This is a genomic window from Acinetobacter ihumii (assembly GCF_900625095.1).
GTDB lineage: Bacteria > Pseudomonadota > Gammaproteobacteria > Pseudomonadales > Moraxellaceae > Acinetobacter > Acinetobacter ihumii.
In genome coordinates this window covers 39098-60741 of sequence record NZ_LR130760.1, presented here as the reverse complement: position 1 = coordinate 60741, position 21644 = coordinate 39098, and the positions used below count along the sequence as shown (strand labels likewise).

At 34.7% G+C, this 21644-nt stretch carries 10 protein-coding genes and 5 pseudogenes; 8 read left to right on the top strand and 7 right to left on the bottom strand.

Annotation, left to right across the window (positions count from 1 at the left end; genetic code table 11):
- Nucleotides 1–80: 80 nt before the first annotated feature.
- The 5 genes from E0D95_RS00340 to E0D95_RS00320 form a co-directional block, all read right to left on the bottom strand.
- On the bottom strand, nt 81–611 hold the full coding sequence (locus E0D95_RS00340; RefSeq protein WP_228258814.1) for a TolC family protein: 531 nt from the start codon (nt 609–611) through the stop codon (nt 81–83).
- A gap of 224 nt (nt 612–835) precedes the next feature.
- Nucleotides 836–3403, bottom strand: a complete 2568-nt coding sequence (locus E0D95_RS00335; protein WP_130802014.1) for a BapA/Bap/LapF family prefix-like domain-containing protein — start codon at nt 3401–3403, stop codon at nt 836–838.
- Between the two features lie 44 nt (nt 3404–3447).
- A complete protein-coding gene (locus E0D95_RS00330; protein ID WP_114190291.1) occupies nt 3448–4293 on the bottom strand; it encodes an OmpA family protein in 846 nt (281 codons plus the stop codon).
- Between the two features lie 920 nt (nt 4294–5213).
- A complete protein-coding gene (locus tag E0D95_RS00325) occupies nt 5214–8144 on the bottom strand; it encodes a type I restriction endonuclease (protein WP_114260259.1) in 2931 nt (976 codons plus the stop codon).
- Nucleotides 8145–8797: 653 nt separating this feature from the next.
- Nucleotides 8798–9970: a replication initiation protein gene (locus tag E0D95_RS00320; protein WP_114190262.1), complete on the bottom strand. Its 1173-nt coding sequence runs from the start codon at nt 9968–9970 to the stop codon at nt 8798–8800.
- Nucleotides 9971–10883: 913 nt separating this feature from the next.
- Between E0D95_RS00320 and E0D95_RS00315 the strand changes: the two genes are divergently transcribed.
- The 4 genes and pseudogenes from E0D95_RS00315 to E0D95_RS00300 form a co-directional block, all read left to right on the top strand.
- Nucleotides 10884–11660 carry a ParA family protein gene (locus tag E0D95_RS00315; RefSeq protein ID WP_004637171.1) on the top strand — a complete coding sequence of 259 codons (777 nt, stop codon included), beginning with the start codon at nt 10884–10886 and terminating at the stop codon, nt 11658–11660.
- Between the two features lie 18 nt (nt 11661–11678).
- The gene (locus E0D95_RS00310) at nt 11679–12578 is read left to right on the top strand and encodes a ParB/RepB/Spo0J family partition protein (RefSeq protein ID WP_114190261.1); all 900 of its coding nucleotides are present in this window, start codon (nt 11679–11681) and stop codon (nt 12576–12578) included.
- Nucleotides 12579–12724: 146 nt separating this feature from the next.
- A pseudogene (locus E0D95_RS00305) lies at nt 12725–13684 on the top strand (alkaline phosphatase); the annotation flags it as partial.
- 72 nt (nt 13685–13756) lie between these two features.
- Nucleotides 13757–14442: pseudogene (locus E0D95_RS00300) on the top strand (IS3-like element ISAcsp5 family transposase); the annotation flags it as partial.
- A gap of 621 nt (nt 14443–15063) precedes the next feature.
- On the opposite strand, the pseudogene E0D95_RS15770 reads toward E0D95_RS00300, so the two are convergent.
- Together E0D95_RS15770 and E0D95_RS00275 are read right to left on the bottom strand one after the other, a co-directional pair.
- A pseudogene (locus E0D95_RS15770) lies at nt 15064–15753 on the bottom strand (type II toxin-antitoxin system HipA family toxin); the annotation flags it as partial.
- Between the two features lie 1025 nt (nt 15754–16778).
- Nucleotides 16779–16886 (bottom strand): annotated as a pseudogene (locus E0D95_RS00275) (transposase domain-containing protein); the annotation flags it as partial.
- Between the two features lie 73 nt (nt 16887–16959).
- On the opposite strand from E0D95_RS00275, the pseudogene E0D95_RS00270 reads away from it, so the two are divergent.
- From E0D95_RS00270 to E0D95_RS00255, 4 genes and pseudogenes are all read left to right on the top strand, one after another.
- Nucleotides 16960–18031, top strand: a pseudogene (locus E0D95_RS00270) (IS3 family transposase).
- A 184-nt stretch (nt 18032–18215) separates the two neighbouring features.
- Complete coding sequence (locus tag E0D95_RS00265; RefSeq protein WP_114190258.1) at nt 18216–18707, top strand: hypothetical protein; 492 nt, start codon at nt 18216–18218, stop codon at nt 18705–18707.
- A gap of 120 nt (nt 18708–18827) precedes the next feature.
- Nucleotides 18828–19292 carry a hypothetical protein gene (locus tag E0D95_RS00260; RefSeq protein ID WP_169538982.1) on the top strand — a complete coding sequence of 155 codons (465 nt, stop codon included), beginning with the start codon at nt 18828–18830 and terminating at the stop codon, nt 19290–19292.
- Between the two features lie 12 nt (nt 19293–19304).
- Nucleotides 19305–21644, top strand: a complete 2340-nt coding sequence (locus tag E0D95_RS00255; protein WP_114190257.1) for a hypothetical protein — start codon at nt 19305–19307, stop codon at nt 21642–21644.

Genomic DNA, 21644 nt, shown 5'->3' with positions numbered 1-21644 from the left:
CTCGATTTATTAATGCACTGTTATAAGAAGACCAATTGGTTGTACGATAGATTTTAGGTGTGGGCTTATTCATTTGAGAATTATATTGTGGAATAAGCCTTTAGAGATAGGTTTGTGCAACAAAGCCCTGATAAACTGTAAAGTTGTCTTCCCCGTTCGCCAGTCGTTAAATCAGCTGTACTAATACCACCAGAGATTTGAGGAAAATATTGTGCCTTCGCCGCATCAATGTTTGCACCTTGGCCTGCAATAGTAGCAATACTCTGAGTGATTTCAGGTCGACGCTGTAGCGCTTGATGAATTGCATCAAAAAGTGTTAGTTCAGCTTCAGAGTTAATGCTTATTTTTTCCATACCTTTGAGTTGTTGTTGAATACCACTCAATTTGATAAGTGGCAAAGTATCTTGCGCTGTCTGCTCACCCCATGAGTATTTACTTAGTTCTTGGATACTCACTTGATTCAAATCTGCAGGTTGCGACGAAAAAAACTGTTCGATGTTTACTTTAGCTGAGTCTAAATAATTTTTTGGTTTTGCTGCATAAATAGGCGTTATTGGTGCACAAAACGGAAGAAATAGCACAAGCCATATCTTTGATTTTATAAAATTCATGATTTAAGCATCTTTGTAAATTCATACCGTGGGAGTTTTCAAATGCTGTGTCATAGCATTAAATGAGTACTGTAATTGCAGCCATTTTCATTGCAAATTTTTATCTATCTTTGTCCAAAGTTAACTTAAGATAAATTCAAATTTAAAACGAATGAAAGGAGCGTTATGTTTGACAGAACGCTCCTTGTGAAGGATTAGCCTAAAACCAATCCATCACTTAGCGATTAGCCAATAATGATTTGGTTGTTAATTAAATCCTGTAATTCCGATGCGGTTTTACCTTCAATAATTAACAAATCTGCCCAATCATGGGTTGTACCACCAGTTGCATCAGCAGCACCATCACGGTCGACTTTCAATACTGCTTTGCCGTTTACATCTTCAACTTTAATGTATTCAGAAATATTCGACTTATCAGCAAGTAGACCTTCAAAGAAATCTGCACCAAACTCAATTTTGTCATTAGCTGCATAATCGACCCATGTATCGGTTCCATTACCACCCATTGCATCAGCGGCATTTAACACATCATAAATAATAGTGTCATTACCGCGGCCTGTGGAAATAATATCGTCTCCTGAACCACCGTAGATGCGATCATCTCCCGCACCAGCAATAATGATGTCATTACCTGAACCGCCATAGATGATGTCATTACCACCTTTAGTTTCAGTATCAGTAGCATCAGCAGTGACAAATTTTTGGTAGTTGTCTTTTACGAAATCATAGATTTGCTGCTGGGTTGGTTCTGCACCAATCGTCACATTTGCTTTTAAATGCGCAATCAGTTTTGAGTAGCCTGAATACTTTGGATATTGCAGAGGATCTAAGCCTGTAATCCAATCTGTATTCATGGCATCACCAAACAGAATGTCATCACCGGCCCCGCCTTTGACAACATCATTTCCAACATCTGCTGGAATAAAGTTTTCTGAACCGCCAATGAGGTAAGCAATAAGTTTATCTGCGTCAGCAATTGCTTTGGCATCACCGTGATTATCTTTAGACCAATTTAAAATCTTATCTCCATTTTCAGCAGTGTTATCATAACGTGAGACGGTATTACTCGATACAGCAGAGCTGACACCGACAGCAAAAATTTTACTTTTCTCAGTCAATCCTACAAAGTCTGCATCGTATGATTGTTTTTGTGTTTCATTTGCAGTGCCAGCTAATGCAGTACCACCAGTTCCTTTTGGACTTGGTTCACCATCAGTTACAAAGTAAGTCTGATTTTCATAACTAGAATTCGCTTTGACAGAGCCACTTGCTAAACCAGTTAAACTACCATCAAACCAATTTTCTGCTTTTTCCCAGCCAAGATCTGGACGAGTTCCACCTCCAGCCTGTAGAGCATCAATATAATTAAATATTTCTTGTAAATTACCTTTACCAACAACCCATGATTTATTGTATTGATTACCTGCATTGTTACCAGTATTGGTTGATGAGAATGATGCGAGTTGTAAATTTATTACTCCGTCATGATCTACCATTTGCTGAATAAAAGCTTTTAAACCTTTCTTTGCCATATCTAAACGTGACGTACCCGCTGGAGGATTTCTCGTACCATCCATTGCAAAAAGCATGCTCCCAGATAAATCTAAAACAATCGATACATTGTAGTTATGACCTGCAACAAAATTGGTTTTTAAACCACCTGTATCGCCAGCAAGTACATCATCACCTGTTGTTCCTATTAGACTATCATTACCATTTGTAGTTACTTCAGTAATTGGCTTTTTGGTATCCTCATTGTCACTAACTGGTTTACCATTGTTATCAAATGAATCAGCTTTTACATTAATTTGATCTGTCAGGCTTGTTAAATCCTCAGGTAATTGAGCTTCATAGCTACCATCTGGCTTAACTACTGTCGTTACTGTTACTGGTTTTCCTGTTACTGGGTCATTAATTTGACTACCGGTATGATCTTTGAAGGTCAGAACAACATCACTGCCTACTGGCACATCAGTAGTTTGGCCTTTTACCACTCCATCTTCATTAATTTCGGTAATCTCAAGCGAACCAACAACCAAGTCAACTGTTGAGTTGTCTTTACCTTCTGGTGATGTATTGCCTTGCGGATCCGTTACAACTGCTGTAACAACTGTATCTTCACCTTCCGCTGCAGGCGTGACTTTGACAGTAATGCCGTTTTTGTTAATGTCATCTTTGTTTGATGCTGTAACTTCAATTTCTTCTATTGAACCATCTGGATGAGTAATCGTAATCTTATCACCCTCTACAACTGGCTCGGTCGGCTTGACAGTCACTGTAACTTTGCCGTTGACAAGATCCGTTGGATTGATAACACCATCACCACCATCATTAATCTCAACAGTTGGTGCTGTAGGTGCTGTAGTATCTTTCGGTTCTTCATCCTTGTCATTGTGGTCAATAATCGCCGCAGCACCACCAACTACAGCAGCGCCGACCAACCAAGGTAACAATCCAACGAGTTGACTGCTTTCAACAGCAGGCAATAATGCTTCTAATCCTGGAATGCCTTTAAAACCCGATACGCCATCAAACCAATATAGAACACACCCATCTTCTTCAAAAACCAGATCTGAAGCGACATCATCATATGATATAAAAAAATTCTCAATGACAACAACTTCACCATTCTTTAACTTAAGGAGTAAGTTATTGCCATCACGGATAAATTCCTCGACGTCATCACGGCTCATTTTAGTATGAACAATAGAAGCTTCGGTTAATGTAATCTGTGTTGCATTTACTGTAGACTTATTTAATGATTCTTTTTCAATTACAATAAAATTAGTCATATTTTTACCCAAAAACTATATTCTTTTATCTTCAAAAACTTTAACTATTTAGTAATGCCGGTAATTTCGACAGTTACACGGCGGTCAGGCTGTAGACATGCATGTAATGCTTCACGCTGTTTTACATCAAAACAACCATTTGTCACAGGTTGGCCTTTACCTGCGCTTGCAGTCGAAATCACATTCCCTGCCACACCATTTTGAACCAACAGGTTGCGTACTGTGTCTGCACGGTTTTGCCCCAATTGATTGTTATAGCTATCACTTCCTAAACGATCTGTGTGACCAACTAAATTAATGCGGCTTACAGAAACGAAGTTGTTATGAATTTGCGAAGCAACATTCAAGACCTCTTGACGCCCCTTTGGCAGTAAATCATTCAAGGAAAAACCGTTAAATTTAAATAAAGTGTCCGCAGCTAAATCCACTAGTATTATCTGTTCCTGAGCAGCAACCTGATGCTTCACCTCACAACTTAAAGGCTGACCATTATTGGAAATAAAAGGTTTACCGTCTGTATTGACAGAGAGTACAAATTCATTGCTTGTTAGCTTTCCTACGTTTAAGTCAACATCACAACTTTGGCATGATTCTTCAGTACAGTTTTTTACTTTGAAATTATATGTTTCTGGTTTCAATGCATATTGAGCCGAATTATTTATATAAAAATTTCCAGCTTTAATACTGTCGATATAAAATTCAATTGGGCAATTTTGCTGTTCTGCTGTATCACCACCACACAGCTTCTCATCTCGCTTTAATATAATAGGTTGATTATTTTCTTGCGTTTTTTTCTGAAAACGTAAATCTGATGGCTTCGTATATGAGCTTGATGTGCAAGCCGCTACTCCCAATGAAGCTACAACAGCTAAAAGTGACAATCTCAACATACCCCCCTTTCCGGACTTAGAATGATTTAAGGAACAATTTCAAGTATATTTGCTACACAAATTTCTTTCTGTGAATCTATTGTATTGAAAGATTTTTATTGTAACCCAGCATACATTTCGGTATCTTACATCAGATTAAATGTGCATTTTGAACATTTATTTTTATGTGAACTGCATCACTTTATAGTTTTATTAGAAATACTTAACTAGATAGTCCTAATTGAACGAAGATTAAAAATAAAACATATCAATAAGATGCAACTAAATTCCAAAAGTTTCTACCTATTCACTTGATCAATATTGGTCGCCATAAAAAAAGCTCATCAAATTTCTATTTTGATGAGCATTACAAAAATCATACAGAGCACATGGTATAAAGAACGCTTCTTTACAGCAACCTTAACCTAAAAATTTCAGCTTATTAAAAGCTTTAATAGGCAGACGTGATGTTTACCTAGGTAGTTTATTATGGGAAAAGAATCTACTTAAAAGGTGATGTGTGCTGAAAAAACAGGAGGTTTTAACTTGGTAAACTAAACACACTCATCAGGAGTTTACATACGTGGTTGCATAATTTTGCACTCCTAAAACGTAAAAATCCCGATGTACTCAACGCACATCGGGACATATGAAATTTTCTAAATAATTGGCTAAAGTATTACTTTCAGAACGGCACAGACTTTGCTGACAGTGTCAGTTTCAACATCATTGCAAACACGAATAGCCTTCGCGACTGACTGGCTCTGCCTATGTGGAATACACTCCAATACGTCTGAAACCTTCTCTAACTCAGGATAATGTTTTTTCATGGTCACTCCTCTTACAAGACCATAAAAATAATATATCCTTGATTAATATCCTTTTACACTCATCACCTAATATTTAATTTTCAAACAAAACTTATTAATAATTAAATATCACTAGAGTTTTTCATGAGATTTTGTGAGAGCTAAAAAACGTCTTACTTGATATTTTCCATCTTCATGCAATCTTATTTCTGCCGTAAACTCTAAACCATATGTTAGATGATCATATAAATTACAAGGAAATGCTGTCTTATGGAAAAATGCTTCATTTGAAGTTGTACCTATAAATGCAAAACCATATCCACGTTCTGATTTATAAATTTTTATCGAACAGTTTTCTTCTTGTAAATTATTAATGCTATCTACAAATCCATTAATAGTTTTTATATGCAGCCCTTTATCACCTATACCTATAGTACAATAAACCTCATCTCCACTATAAATACATTCAACTTCACTAACTTCAAGCTTACTAAACTTCAAAGAAAACTCATCTTTTATGTCAGGTATAAAGATAAATCCATAATCTTTTTCTGGATCATAGTTTCTAACTTTTCCAATGAGTATCTTTCCAATAAAATTAGAATACTTATCTTGAATAGACTTATTATTTCTATCGACACTAAAAGATTGTATGTCTTTAATTAAGTCTCTTTGACATTCAAATTGCTCTTTATCTTGTAATTCCACTAAATATTTTTTATCTTCAAAAATTAAATACTCAGCAAACTTTCTACGGATATAAGATGTTTTATCAGAGAAAAATTTGTCAGATTTATAACAACTTCGAATATCAGATGCTACTGTTGGATCGCTAATCGCTGTAGTTATTGCCATTTGATAAAAATAAACAGAATTTTTTGTCGATAATTCATAATGTGCTAATCCTTTATAAGTAATAGCTAACATCTGAACATCGCTCAAAACACTTGTTGAAGGATCATAGGGTTCAACTAATCTTGTCATTACTAATTCTTTTAGACATAGCTCGATATCAATTGAATCAACTCCCAAAGCTTCGAAATAATTGATTAGCGATTGGACTGTTAAATGTTGCTCATTGACATCTCTACCATTAAATTTTTTGATCCTTAACAAAGCTAGTATTCTCAAATTCAGCAAAGGAGAATGGGATCTAGACGAATTGACTTTGAAAGTTGAAATTACACCGAAATCCTCTCCTGTACTTGATTTATAAGCTTCATAATCACCTCTGAGTAAGGCATCTATAAATTTCGTATAATTAATAGGTTCAGTGGTTACAAAACTCGTTATAAGATCTTCAATTTTCATGACAGGAGAAGTGATGATCCTTTTAGAAAGATTCATAATTGAACGAATGTTGTAATTCGTAAGCTCTCCTAAAGTTTTTGCAGTAAAATTATTTTCTACAAATACATCTTCCAGCACTTTAGCGAAATTAGAAATATCGTTTAACGCGATACGGATGCCTTTACTAGATAAGTATTCTCTGCGTTCATTATTATCAGCTTTAATTAATTTTTGATTAAGGAATTCTATTCGCTTTCTAAAAACTTCTCTTGGTGCTGGTGTTGGAAGGAAAAAGGATCTAGATTGATGTATTGTAAAAATATCTGTTTTTGAAAAACTCCAAGCTGTCTTATCGGTCACTGGAAACATTAACATGCATAATTTTACTTTACGCTTATAAGCATTACACAATTGAAATACTTGTATCTTAAATTCTAGAGTGAATTCATCTGTATTATCTACAATAATGATTGGTAATTTTCTACGATTATGAATCACAAAATGTAGTAATTTTTCTAAATAACCTTCACGATTTTCTTGGACTTCCTTTCCTAAAAAGTCTGAAAATTTTTCATCGAATAATTTTTTATCGTTTTCATATATTTTTTTTAAGTGTCCAGTAGACATTCTCCTATAATCTGAGAAATACATACCTTTCAACTCATTATAAACTGGAAAACCCTCCATAAAGAGTTTTTTTTCTAAAGCAGATATAATACTTTCCGTCATCCAACTAATTACATGAGCTTCATCACCAGAAGCATCTAAACAGTTGATATTAATAGTTAAACATTGATCGCGTGTATTTTTTGGAAGTATCTTGGAAAAGAATCTATCAATATAAGTTGTTTTACCCGAACCAGTAGGCCCCACAATAAAAACAGATAAATCCGAATCTGCAGGTATTTGAGCATCTACATTACCTTGAATTAAGTTACTTAATTCACTTTCTAAGTGGCTCTGATCTTTAGGTAAATTATTTAAAACACTCTGGGTAATTTTTTCTAAAGAATAATCAGCAATTCTACTTTCATTTGATTCAACAAAGCATTCCTTCATTATTTCTGAGTTTTCATCACCAATTAATTGGGTGAAAAAACCATTAAATATTTTTTCTAAATCAAATGAAATTGGAGATTTTTGAAGGATACTAATTTCATGTGGCTCTAGAGCAGCTGTCAAAGGTAAATTTAACTGTTCACGATTATTATGTACTTGGTCAAAAAGAGTATTATAAATCTTATTGTCAAAACATTCATAAGCGAGTAGTTCGTAAAAAATACTAAATGAATTTTTTAGAGCATCTAATGATGGAAAAACGAATGCTTCCTTTTCTCTATAACCACCTTTAACCCATGTCTTAAATATTATCCAAGTAATACCATCAGTCACTACGGCTATAGGAATTCCTGCTTCACTAGCATACGAATGAGCTTGTTTAATACCTTCACTTGAAGGCTTTAAAACGGAACCTGAAATTTTTAAAGTTCGATATTTATCTATAACTGCAGACTCTATACCTAAAATTCCTATACGTTTTGCTTCAACAACCAAAGAAGGCTCGCCATTTATTTTCAGTATATAATCAGAAAAGCCATTTTCATGATTATTTTCGCAATTAAACTGTGTAAATGACCAACCTAAACACTCATTAAATATTCTGTTTATGATTTTAACTTTAGCGTCTTCCTCACTTTCAATCGCTGGTATATCTTTTCTGATCTCATCGATTAAAAAATTTAATTTTTCTTCTGCAACATCTATACTTGCCATTTAGCACCTTAAAAATCTTTATATTCCTTCTATTTATTGATCATAAATCATTTCTTAGATTTAGATGTCGAAATTATATACATTTTATTTTTTTTGGTAAATACAGATATATCATCAAGAGATACTTTACATACATAAATTCACTATCAAGTACACCAGCAAACTAGAAAAATTATTTATAGAGACAATCCCCCAAGACAAATCAGGAAAAGCCCTAGACCTTCAGGACAAAACGGTACAATCTTTTTTCTCCAAGAGTCCCCCACAGCATCTCATTTCTCTGCTCACAGCTTATTTGATAACAATTCACTATGGATGATCAATTAAGCTATTCACATCGGATTGAGGGTCAGTGAAATGGTTTTGGTTGGTAGTTTTCTCATTTCTAAACCTCAGACCATCGGACTATCATGCAGAATGGACCACATACGGTCCATAAAAATTTGGAAATGAAGTTAATTTCAGGCATAGAAAAACCCCCATAAACCAAAGGTTTACGGGGTTTAATAACTGGTGGGCCCAGATAGACTTGAACTGTCGACCAACGGATTATGAGTTCATAGGTCTATTAATTAGCTATCAAAATATAACCTAAACTGATATCAAGCTTATTTTACACCTTATAGTAAAAAGTGTAGCAAGTTGCTACACAGTCATATAACGTCTTTTCCAAATATTTCATTCAATCGTTTTCTATTTTCTTTTACAAAATTTGGATTATTTTTTAATTTATATTTCATTTCTTTCTTAAATTCACTCATTGAACTGCCAGCTACAGCAAAATCCATTTGGAACATAATATCATTAACTATCACATTTGCTTGAGATTCAGTTAAGCACCCTTCTGCCTTAAACCACTTACTAAACTGTTTATAATTTGGGTCGTTTGCATATATATACCAAGACCTTACAGTCATATCGAACTTCGCACCTAATTCTTTAACAAGCGCATTATCATCAAAATTGACATCTAAATAGATTTGAGTCTTATCATTAGTATTAGATACAACAACTTCAGTGGCATGCCTATTAAGAATTTTAAATCGAACTCCGACAATAGGTCGACCTTTCTTGATGGTATCGTATTCTAATTGAAGACTAGTCCTTTCATTAATTTCTTCAATAATTTTGTCTAAAACGTATCGTCTAAAATCAACCCAACGATCGTATTTTTTCTCCCCAATAACAATTAATGCTTTGATATTCTCAAGTGAAAGTTCAACCTCATAAGAATCTTGATTAGCATACTTAAATTCATTTTTGATAAAGTATGAATACAAACTCATACTGGTTACAGAGTCCAAAGCAAATAAATCTTTCAATTGATAGGTTGTAAAATTTCCATTTGCTAAACGAGTAAAATATGGAAGTACTTCACTGGTGAAACGTATCTGCAAAGCATTTTTAGTATCATCTTCCCAACGGAGTTCACGAATAATTGGTACTACTGAGTGTACTTTTTTAACTTTACGCTTATTATCATCCACGGACTCTTCAATTACAAAATGAGCTACTCGTGATGATAATTCTTTATAAATACGATCAATAGCAACATTAATGGAATTCTTCTTATCTAATCCTAATAGTTCGCCTAAATCATCTTTATGCAAATAAATATAAGTTTGCTCTGTAATTTCACGATCTTGATTATTCTTCTCACCATAATTCGCAACAGCCATTGCATAAAGTAGAGCTTTATACTCATTAGATGATAATTCAATTGGTCTAATCAGACGGTTACTAGTGCTGACTACTCCATTATGTCGAATATTACCAATACAATAAGGTAGATGTTCTAATTCTTCTGGTTCGTTGTGATTGCTCATGAGTGGAAAGATTAAAATATTTTCTACATGTTATACACAAAAGTGGAAGAAGATGCAAACCGCTCACTATTTTCTCTTCCTTTCATTAAATTAACTCAGTTTATGCCCATCAAACACCTTAAGAGTGGAAGAAGTGTCACTATTAAAGTGCAATTTTGATACTATTCAGCCTTATGGTGGAATAAATATAAAATTAAACACTTTTAAGTGACGATTCTTCCACCTTTGATAATTCATTCGTGTCGCTAAAGCAATCAATTTGAAAGTAGGAATACCCTACAGCACCACTAAAGTGGAATTAATAAACAAATTTTCCACTATTAAAGTGACAAGCCTTCCACCATTCCGATATTCTTGACTATCAAACATCATATTATCAATTAAATTTTATACAAATAGTTTATCCACAGAATAAAAAACATCTAATGACAAGTCTTCCACCTTTATTTCAATAAAAACAAACTTATCAACATCACAAGCAGTTGAATTGTATTGTTTTAAATTAAAAAAACCACCTTAAAATAAATCACAATGACAAGTCTTCCACCATAGTGACATACCTTCCACTTATTGGTGACATACCTTCCACTCATTAGTGACAAACCTTCCACTTATCGGTGACAGTCCTTCCACTTATCAATGACAGGCCTTCCACTTATTAGTGACACGCCTTCCACTTTTAAAATTCTATCTATTTGTTTTTAAACAAATAAAATTTGTCTAATTATAATTAACTAATTAATACTAATTAATACTAATTAAAATTAGCTAGCTATATTTTTAAAAAAAGTTAAGAAATGTTTTTGCTACATCTTTTGAATTCAAAAGATAAAAATATGACAAAGGAACTGTAGCAAGTTGCTACAAATATCTTTATATTAAATGAAATCAAAGTAAATTCCTTAAGACAAATATGTCAACTAAAATCATTGCTGTAGCTAATCATAAAGGTGGTTGCGGGAAAACAACTACTGTAGTACATCTTGCTTCAGAACTTGCTGAATTAGGAAATAAGGTCTTAGTAATTGATCTGGATCCACAAGCAAATGCAAGTTTACATATAGGATTAAGACATCCTAGCGAAGTTGAAACTACATCAGCTGAATTACTTATTGGTGATATAAGTCTATTATCGGAAGCATTAGAAGAAGAAACAAAATTTAAAAATGTTTCATTAATATATGGCTCATTAACTCTTGGTAAAACTGAAGATCAATTGAAAGATGATGCACCAAGACCAACCGAGGAACTTTCAAATAAATTGGAAATTCTAGAAGGATTATATGACTACATTCTTATTGATTGCCCTCCGAGCTTAAAATTATTAACCAGCAATGCTTTAGCGGCTTCGACACATGTTATTGTTCCAATCGAATCTGGTTCACAATACGGTCTCTATGGTGTTACTGATTTAATTAATCATTTAAGTAAAATTAGAAGAGTTAACCCTGAATTAGAACTCTTAGGTGCTTTATTAATTAAACATGATGAGCGTCAGAATGTATGTAAATTAATAAAAGATGAAGCATTTAATCAAGTTGGAGAATTATTGCATACCACAATTCCAATGAGCACTAAAGTTAATCAAGCTGCAATTTTGCAACAACCTTTATTATCTGTTGATAAAAATTCAAAAGTTCGAAAAGCTTTTGAAACTTTAGCACAAGAAATTGTTCAGCGTGTCAAATAATATAATTCTGGAAATACTATGGTAAGTAATAAAGAGATATTGGCTAAACGTCTTCAGCAAAATACTCAAAAGCATCAACATGCCCAAAAAGAGCATATTAATGATGTCAAAGAGCTAAGACGTAATGTACAAATTACAGATATTCAGGCTAGCCCTAACCAGCCTCGAAAACTCTTTAATCAACAAGATATTGAAGATTTAGCAGCATCAATTGAGGAAATTGGGCTATTACAACCAATTGCAGTTCGTAGAATAAATGATAAATATGAGTTGATTGCTGGTGAAAGACGAATGAAAGCCCATCAATTTCTCAATAAGAACACCATTGAAGTAATCATTATTGATGCATCGGATGAAGAAGTTGCTTTATTAACATTAGCTGAAAATTTAAAGCGAGAAGATCTGACAGATTATGAAATATATGTTGGATTAACTTCTTTGGATGAAAAATTAAAAAAAAATAAGCAGAAGTTAGCAAAATCATTAGGTATGAATCGTGAAGATATGTATAAATATTTATCTTTTGAAAAATTACCTGAAGAGTTGATTGAAGATTTGGAAAAACAGCCCTCATTATTAGCACGGACCGCTGCTACAGCAGTGAAAAAGTTTCTATCAGATCATGATGAAAACCATGAAAATGCTAAAGAAGCATTATTCGAAGCATGGTCAAAATTGCTTAAAAAAGAAGTTGAACAGACAAAACTCGCATCACTAGCTGAAAAAATCTTTAAGTCAAGAGAAACGAAAGAAGTAATTCAAACTTCAATTGTACATAAAATTGAATATGATGGTAAAGTTGCTGGTAATATCAAATTTGACCATAATACATTAAAGGTATCTTTAAAAGTCGGCCAATTTGATGATCAAAATTTACAAGAATTAGAAGCTTTACTAAAAAAAATGTTAGAAAAATAAAGTAAAAAACAGTGTAGCAACTTGCTACACTATTTTTGCAATTAGTAAAATCTATATAAGTAGTCATAATAACATTTCCATAAATTTGTCATGTAAATTGAATATTTAAAGCGTATTTTTCGACCATCTTAAGATGAGTCGATGCAATGCTTTGGCATAAGAAAAATTTAATAAAAAAATTAATAAGTTTGGCATGCTGTAGTTTGGGCACAGTTATTTTGATGGGCTGTCAAAGTCCTGCTTTAGTTCAATCAACTTCTACTTCAGTACAACCATCAAAACAGCCTCAACGTGTGGTTTTTTTCTTGGGAGATGGAATGGGTATCACGACATTAACAGCTGTACGAATCTATGCTGTTGGTGAAGACGGGCAACTGCCGATAGATCAACGTCCAGAGTCAGCATTTGTTCGTACTTTCTCAGAAAATGCACAGGTTACAGATAGCGCACCATTGATGGGTGCCTATATGACAGGTGTAAAAATGAAAAATGAAGTGATATCCATGCAGACTGGAACAATTGCAGTAGAACTAAATCAGGCCGGAAATCATCAATGTGGAATCAATCCTCAGAATCAGAATAAGCAAGACACCCAAACTTTACTCGAATTGGCCAAAGCACGAGGTTGGGGTACCGGGGTAGTCACAACAACTCGCATTACACATGCTACACCAGCATCGACTTATGCCCATATTTGTCATCGTGATGCTGAAAATGACATAGCATCCCCATTAGTACCAAGTTCGCAAGGCGATATTTATCAGCGTTATAACGTCAAATTAAAAGATGAGGTTGATGTGATTCTAGGCGGGGGTAACCGTCAATTTCTGCCGAAAGATCAAGGGGGAGAACGGATAGACTAACGTAATTTGATCGCAGATATGCAACAAGCAGGCTATCGAATGGTCTATGATCAAACTCAACTCTCCCAGATGAAGTTAGGAAAGAACGAAAAATTATTGGGTTTGTTTAATACTAGCCATTTAAGTTATGACTTAAATCGAATCAAAAAAAACTTGCCTGAACCTAGCTTAAAGTAAATGACGTTGGCCGCTTTGGACATTCTAACCCAAAATAAAAATGGTTTTTTTGATGTGGTTCTAGGATTTTAGACCACGCCTATAAGTGATAATCTACTCCCCAATGAGCATGGGAAATGCTTGTTTTTGGAGTCAACCATGACACGAAGAAAACGTCGTAATCATTCAGCAGAGTTTAAAGTTAAAGTTGCTCTCGCAGCAATTAAAGGCGACCACACACTCGCTGAACTTTCTACTCAATTCGATTTACATCAAAACCAAATCATCGATTGGAAAAATCAACTGCTTGAACAATCCGTCAATATTTTTTCACGACCAACAGCACAACAAGAACCTGAGATTGACCTCAAAGCTCTACATGCCAAGATAGGACATCAGGCATTGCAAATTGATTTTTTAGAAGGTGCGCTCAGAAAAATAGGGCAGCTGAGCGGCAAAAAATGATCGATAAGACCCATCAACTTTCGGTACGACAACAATCGCAATTGATTCAAATCAATCGCAGTACGTTGTATTACAAGCCCAAAGAGATTTCATCCACTGATTTGAGTTTGATGCGTCTAATCGATGAAATTCATCTCGACTACCCATTTATGGGCAGTCGAATGATACGAGATATGCTACAGCGTCAAGGACATCAAATAGGTCGGCGTAAAGTCCGACGTTTAATGCTCTTGATGGGAATACATGCCTTGTATCCAAAACCCAATACCAGTAAGCCTAATCTTGCACACCGTATTTTCCCATATCTGTTGAAAAACATGGTCATAGATCATTCTAATCAAGTCTGGTGTACAGATATCACGTACATTCCTATGGCTAAATAACACTAAATATAAAAAAAATGGAAGAATAATTCACTAAGTTATTGTTTTTAATTTGATGCTTGTTTTATATGGGGATAATAATAACTTCTGATTACTAGTTTTTACCTTAAATATACCGATTGAAAGATTCATTTAAATGCTATGAATACATGAGTTTTATAGTTTGGCTAAGTCAGCATGAGTACTTTTCGCAAGATTTAAGATCGACCATGAACGTGATTAGTTATAGGGGATTGATGAAATAGTTTTTATGAATTTCTGGCTTTCTGGGCTGATTTTATCAAATTCATGTCTATGCAAAATTGCGACATATTTCTCGTGCTGGTAGTTATCCAGAGTTTGGTCTGCATTTATCCATAGTGCAGCCCTTTTTTTTTGGTGACAGTTTTTTCTTAGTGATTTTCGATCTGGATGTAGTGATTTCACGTTTGCATAACATATCTTGGCGGTGATCCATCTACTATTCGTGATTATAAAGCGAGCTAATTCACAGGTTCTACAGATTATGTAGCGACTAACTATAAGTTGATGGTTGGCGCTTAGTTTATATTTACGCTTAGGTTTCAGTTAAAAATCAATATTTTGTTGATTTGGTGATTGAATCATCTCTAGAGTGGATTATCGAATTTGATGGGGATACAGGCGCTGCGCAATTTGACTAAATTGAAGTGAAATTTCACGCATGGCCAAGATGATCTCATCGACTTCTAGAGTAGTCAGATTCGCTTCTGAAGTACCGAGTTTATGTATGTCATTTCGGGAAATATTGAGCGCTTCTCCCATAATGTCTATTTGATGATAACCATCTGGACCTTCACAGAAGGTCACATCATAGGCTGGAGCCAATTTCCATTGACCATTTTTTGCCATGAGAAAAGAAAAGTTCTTGGTCTGGTCATGTTGATTATTGAAAAGTACATTAAACAAAGCGCATTTAAAAGCATGCAGCCTTTCTCACACATTTTGCGTACACATCAAGGTTGCCCGAAGAAAATTGCGATAGTCTAGGCTACCTGGAACTTTATAGTCTGCTCCGGTATATGCAGCCAAACTCTGCATTCGAATCCGCATGCCATTTTGACGGTCGAATCGTTTAGAAGCAAAAGCCATTAAACCATTGGGCAAATTAAAAAAATGGGTGTCTGGAGTCTCGATTGCACAAAGTCGCAAACATTCTGCATAGACGGCTTCAATGGCGCAGACTTCAGGATGCTCTTGCTGAGCAGGAAACTTAATCAGCCAGGCTTCATTTTGATCAGAAGCTTGCGACGAAAACTCAAAATTGACACGATCTCGGTTAACGCGTGCAGCAAAGCCGAACAGAAAAGATGATTTAGGACAACGGGTTGCTCCCCAGCTAGGCAAGACAGTTGCAGCCAGATTAATTGTTGCTGTGGTGAAAGATACTCAAGGTAAAACAGTCGCGAGATGGTCGCTGATCAGTAATGTTTCTTCAGAGATTGATACGGTAGAACTAACCACCTGGTATTACTGGCGCTGGACAATTGAGTGCTATTTCAAGCTTCTGAAGTAGGCAGGCCATGACGTTGAATCATGGCTTCAGACCACACCTACAGCGATTTTAAGGCGGCTCCTGATCAGGAGTATGGCGTATAACACTAAATCTAAAAAAATTGGAAGAATAATTTATTAAATTATTGTTTTTATGTGGCTGTTAGTGATGTTATGAATAATAATAAATTTTTTCTTAAGAATTTCACCTAAAAAAATTGATCAGATAATTTTCTTTAAATGTCATGTATACATAACTTTGACAGTTTGAAGGGATCGGTATGTGCATTTTTCACAAGGTTAAAGATCGACCATAAATGTGATAAACGGCAGAGGATCATTGAAAAATGAATGTATTTAAACACTACATGTATGCATGGGAAAAAGTATCGCTGCGGTTCTGCTGACAGGCTGTATTGAGCATTGAATGCAAATGATGTAGTAATTGTCTACATACTATAAGACTAGCATGATGAAGAATGAAATGTAGTTGCCAATATCTAACTTGGGTTGAAAAGCATAGCGTTGTTATTCGGAGAAGTGAGATGAGCCATCCTTCTCTTATACTTAAAATGATACTTACTTAACTGATCTCAACTCATGGGCTGGTTCCAATTAGATGGATAATAACTTCCATCCTCTATTTTTCTTACCACATTTCTTGCATTTAATCCCTTCTTTGGGGATTTGATTCAGCATCACTGGTGTCGATTGAATCAAATCAATGACATAGTTCGTTGGTTCAGGAAAAGCAGAAGAGGCTGCTTTATTGCAAAAGAGAACATTTGGATGTAAGCGTCCGCTGAATCCCATACTAATTTTTAATTCGATTTAGGTTTCCAACAGTGCGGCAGCAATTCCTCAATTTGGGTCACTTTTTGTGTCGGCAGTCTTTACAGCACATCATTTAAATAGGCATACGGATCCAGCCGGTAATCCCCCCTAAAAATAATTGCGTTTAAAAGTAGAAAATCGAATAACCTTGATTTAAGAAGATTTTCTATGAAAACATCTAAGTATTCAGACAGCTTGATCATGAGTATCTTGAAGCAAGCTGAAGCAGGAACACCCATACCGAACTTGTGCCGCGAACATGGTATGAGCTCTGCTACATTCTACAAGTGGAAGTCAAAATATGGCGGCATGGATCTTTCAATGATGACGCGGCTTAAAGAACTTGAGGCTGAAAATGCCCGTTTAAAACGCATTTATGCTGATGAGCGGCTAAAGTCAGACATCTTGCAAGATGCACTTTTAAAAAAGTTTTAAGGCCTGTTCAGCGAAAGTCACTTGCTCAGCAAGCTATTGAGCAATTTAAGATTTCAATCAGCATGGCCTGCTTAATTTTTAAAGTCAGTCAAACGTGTTATCGCTATAAAGCTCGTTTGGATCAGGAGAATATTCAAATCGCAGATTGGCTGATTAAACTGACCAATGAACATAAGACTTGGGGCTTCAAACTCTGCTTTTTGTATCTACGTAATATCAAAAACTATCAGTGGAATCATAAACGTGTCTATCGCATTTATAAGGAGCTTGAGCTTAATTTAAGAATCAAGTCTAATAAGCGGCTTAAACGAGAACAGCCAGAACCCCTTGCAGTACCGACAGCTAAGAATGAATCATGGTCAATGGACTTTATGCATGATCAACTCAGTGATGTACGTAGTTATCGAGTTCACAACGTGATTGATGACTATAATCGCGAGTCATTGGATATGTTGATTGACTTTTCATTGCCAGCAGAACGTGTGCTGAGAGCACTTGATCAGCTCATTGAATGGCGAGGCAAACCTAAACGCATTAGAACCGACAACGGCCCAGAGTATATAAGTGAGCTGATGGAAAAGTGGTGTGATCAGCATGGTCTTGAGCATGTATTTAGTCAACCAGGCAATCCACAGCAAAATGCATATTTTGAGCGATTTAATCAGTATGTTAGGAGTGTCTAAATCAGTATTTATTTCGAGATCTGAGCGAGGTGCAGGACTATACAACTGACTAGCAGTACTTTTATAATCATGAACGACCTCATATGTCAGTAAATGGTTGTCCACCTATTTTTAAACAATAACAAGGGCTTTAGATTTTCTACCCATTAATTCAATTAAAAATGGGGGTATTGCCGTGTGCTTTCCAATTGCGAGTTGAAAAAGTCTAATGATTCTATGAATACACCTAATTTTTTCTACTAACTACAAATGTGTTGCACTTGGGATTTGAATCTGCGTTTTATAACTTCTTATCAGGATACAGCCATGATGTCTAAAGGTGGGTTAGGAAAAAAATCTCTTCTTATTAATGGCTTAATTATAGTTATGGCTTCTACTTGTTTGTTCCCAAGTATTGCTCAAGCAGAAAATGCATTATTAGAAACTACGAGTGGTCGAATTGATGAATTAAGAATAGAGATCCTTAACCCAACACAAGATGATGCTTATAATCATAAACTTACAGATCAGGTTCGAAAAACCTTAGGTATGTATCCAGGGGATCATGTTACAGAAGAAAAAATAGATTTTAATTTGATGAGAATCAAAAGGAATCCTTACTTATTCAACGCCACATATATAGTAGAAAGTGGGGTGTATGGTGGGGTTAACATTAAAATACAGTTACAGCTTAAACCTGAGACAGAGCAAAATTTAGAAAAAAGCGTCTTACTTGATAAGGAAAAGAAAAGCTTTCCTGTGCTTTATGATGCTAATAACACAAAACTAAAAAAAATTGGAAGAATTCTTAAAATTTAGACCGTCCTAGATAAGCAAACCGTATGTATTTGTTGAGAATTGTAATTTTAAGAAGATTTGATTGATTAATTAAATGAATTTTCATATACAAAGATATGCTCATTTTTTATATCGATAAAAATGTTAAAATTTGACTATTTAGTAAAAAATATAGAGATTTTTATGGGGCAATTTATAATGCCCTTTTGCTTTGGTCGAAAAAATGTTCAACTTGAGATAGTAAAAATCAACTCAGAATTACTGAAAATCAAAAAGATTAAACAGAGTCAGAAAGCCGTAGTACAAGCAAAGTTCAAAGCAATCTACGTCAAAATTTGGCAAAAAATCTTGCTATTGATGCAAACGGAGCCTGGCTTACGTGTGCATTCTAATTATGTTGCAATCTTACAGTTGATACATAATCTTGATGATTTTATCGAAAAATCACAGCAACACTTGTGCTTTGAAAGGAAAGCTCAGAAAGAGCTGGATGCTAAATTTTTTGCTCGATTTTTTAAGCTAACAAAGAATTCAATAAAAGATCAACTTTTACAAAATTGTTTAGATCGTAATGAATTTAGACAATGCAATGTGATAAAAAATTAAGCGAAAATGAATATGCCGAAGATTGACGCAGAAGAGCACTTTTTAGATTTAGCAGAAAAATTCCAAAAAGATTATTGTCTGTTACATGATGATGTTGTGAATACACAATTTATTGATCTATCAGATGATTTGTATAAAGAAGTCTACGCGCTATACAAATTAGCACAACAAATTTATAGCTATATATCAGGCTCCAGACAGATCGGTAAGTATTCTTTTTTGGCTGCTTTGAGTTATTTTTCATGTCCGAATATTAGTAATACTCAAGAGTTGTCGTCTGTACGTTATTTGATTTTGCAAGCGAGTTTTTTAACATATCGGCAGTATCAAGAATTTGCAAAAATTGATAAAGCTGAGAATAAGCAAAAACATGTTTGTGATCTCTTTCGCTATGTCTCACGATATGTTCTGGATTCTAATCATGCTGAATTATTTCAAGAATGCAGTGAGCTACTAAATCGCTATGTCATGTACGAACGTAACTTGAAAAAGGAGGATCGTAATCAACTTTTTAATATTAAAGATTTCAAACAAGTACAAGCCATAGAGTATTTATCGGCTCTATTAATAATTTTTAAAAGACTAGATGATCGTCGTGTAGTTCATCGTCAGCGTAAGTCAAAAAAAAGCAAAGTTTTGAAATGGCCAACTGAAAATGAACTCAAAAAATTTCGTGAAATAAAATCAGGTAAGCATGAAGATATCGGACATAACGCAAAGATCAGTTTTTATGATGCCTCTCTTCACAAAGATGAAGATCGTGAAATTGAGTTATTGGACACTGAAGTAGAATTATACTCTGAAGATGAAAAAACTAAAAATTTTAATCATTTAATTAGTGATTATGCTGCGTATTACACGCGGCATCGCCAACGCCGTCATGCGCCATTTATTACAAATCCACATTATTTGGCGCCAGATATACTGAAGCAAATTGTTTATGTGTTGAGAACTGAGTTAAATAGGGACTGGAATGATGCTGCAATCGCTGCAGCATGTTTATTGTCACTTTTGACGGGATTATCACCCGTCGCACTGATGGATTTTAACGAGCTTATTCAAGATGGAATTTTGATCCAAAATGGTTCAAGTAGACGTCGCGAATATTTACTCAAATTAAATCTTAAAATTACAGAGCAGAAGATTAAGAGCTTAAATGATGAGCGATGGAATGAAGTGATGACACATCAACTACATTTACCTTCTGCTTGGTTTGACTATATAGAACAAGCATCGAATCCAATAATTTCTTCAACAGACATTAATACAAAACTTAAGAATTGGCTTGATAATCGGTTTGTAGGTTCGATCACTGTTGAAAAACTGCAGGCTCAATTATATTTTCATATATATTATGAAACATATAATGAATATCTAGCTCATGTAATTGCTGGGCGGGATAGTCAGCATCACATGCCTGGTATCTATTATGGAGGGCTACCGAAAGCTCAACTCAGTAGCACATATCTAGCCTTTGTAGAAACAGCACTTACACATTCCTCGCAATTTACTGAAGAACTCAAAATATTGCGACAACAATTCAAAGTGCAATCTGCCTTAGCTCTAGGAAGGATAGGGAGCCAACTGGCACTTGAACCCAGTTTTGTGAAAGAGCAATTTGCTTTTTTACATAAACATTGCCAAGAAAATATTCAAAAAGATCAACATATCATTAATCAACTGAATGCATACGCATGTTGGATGTGGCATATCAGCTTGTTGAGTTTGGCAAGTCGGCCTAAAAAAAATCTGTTGGGGAATTTGGATGATTATTGTGTTGAGCTTAAGCTTTTATATGTAAACGATAAAAGAAATAGTAAAGCAAGAAAAGATGGTCGTTTTATCCCATTATCTGATTTTTTCATAAAAACACTGCAAAATTACACAGTCTTTTTAGAACAAATTATTGAAGCGTACGGTTCGTTTTTTAGACAAGTCTTTGCAAAGAAAATTACTGTAAATGATCTTTTTGGCAAGGTCATTGATAGTAAAGATATCTTGCCGATAACTGTCAAAGAGTGGCAGAGCAGAAAAATTAAGTTAATCCCTTTATCTCGAAACTGGGTAAATTTATATATGGAAGGAATCTTTCCAAAGAATATGTATTCGAATTGGTTACGTCATTTTGATATGAATTTTTTGATGTATGCAGAAGAAAAAGAAGAAAAAAAAGAAGAAAAAACTGCTTTAGCATTCCATTTAATACAGGCTCTTTATGGTCATGACCAACGTGACCGAGAGGCTTTTCATCCGCATTCTTCACTTATTCCGAATGTCTATGTACAGCAAGCCCGCCAGCAATTGCAAGATAATGTCAAATTTTTATCGATTAAACACTTAGAGCGAAAATAG